This window comes from Megasphaera cerevisiae DSM 20462 (assembly GCF_001045675.1).
Lineage (GTDB): Bacteria > Bacillota > Negativicutes > Veillonellales > Megasphaeraceae > Megasphaera > Megasphaera cerevisiae.
The window spans coordinates 1-911 of sequence record NZ_LEKT01000137.1; the positions used below are offsets into that span (position 1 = coordinate 1).

Here is a 911-nt window from a genome sequence, read left to right on the forward strand (position 1 = left end):
GTTTCAAAACTCTGTCGTTCTAACCGTACCATGCCGTTCACGACGCTGATGTCCAACTTGGCGCCAAATTCTACAGGTGCTTTGACTTTGCCACGCACAATCGGCCGCAAAAATGGCTGACGCAGATTTACAATGCGGTGTTCCATACGATGGATATGATGATCATACATGTACTTCTGCTGCGCATACATCTGTTGTATCACGGTTAACTGTTGTTGATACTTGTGTGCCAGCGGTCTGCCGTCTTGTAACAGATCAGCGATATATCGCTGATCTCTGGCAAGGTATTGCAATTGCTTACGGATGCCATGCCGCAGTTTCTTTGCTTTGTTTTTCTTGGCGCGGACGATGTTCAAATAGTCCTTCCGGGCTTTGCGACAATAGGTCCGCGGTTTCTTTCCATCAGTGGGAGTATGCAGCACCGTGATGATATGTTCCAACTTTTCTCGTCCTTCATTCAACAATTCCATATCTCTGGGATATTTGATACGAGATGGCGCACAGGTAGCGTCCACAATCAGCGTCCCTTCCTTGTCGGAGGTAGACGGCGGCGTATCATCATGATGAGAGTCCTCTTTCTTGTCTGTGTCTTTTTCAATGTGATGCTGCGACGCTTGTTTGGCAGCTTCTGCCTGTTGGATAATGAAATTGTTGATGGCTTCCAACCGCTTCGGTGTCAGCCGTTTACGAAACCGTGTCATGGCAGAGGCATCAAACGGCGCTTTATATTCATAGCCAAGTAAACCGCAGAAGTATTGCAAATAGGGGTTTTCCTTGATTTGTTCGACAGTTTCTTCATCCGAGTACCCGTATTCAATTTGAATGAGCAACGCGCCTAATGCCATTCGGGCTGGCTTTGCTACATGGCCTTTGAATCCTTTGAACAGTTTTTTATATTTCTTTTCTACCAG

The 911-nt window shown here is 46.4% G+C and carries 1 protein-coding gene; it reads right to left on the minus strand.

The genetic code is table 11. The features are described 5' to 3' along the window. Positions 1–911: transposase (locus tag AB840_RS15395; protein WP_048515688.1), on the minus strand; the 911-nt coding region annotated here is incomplete at both ends.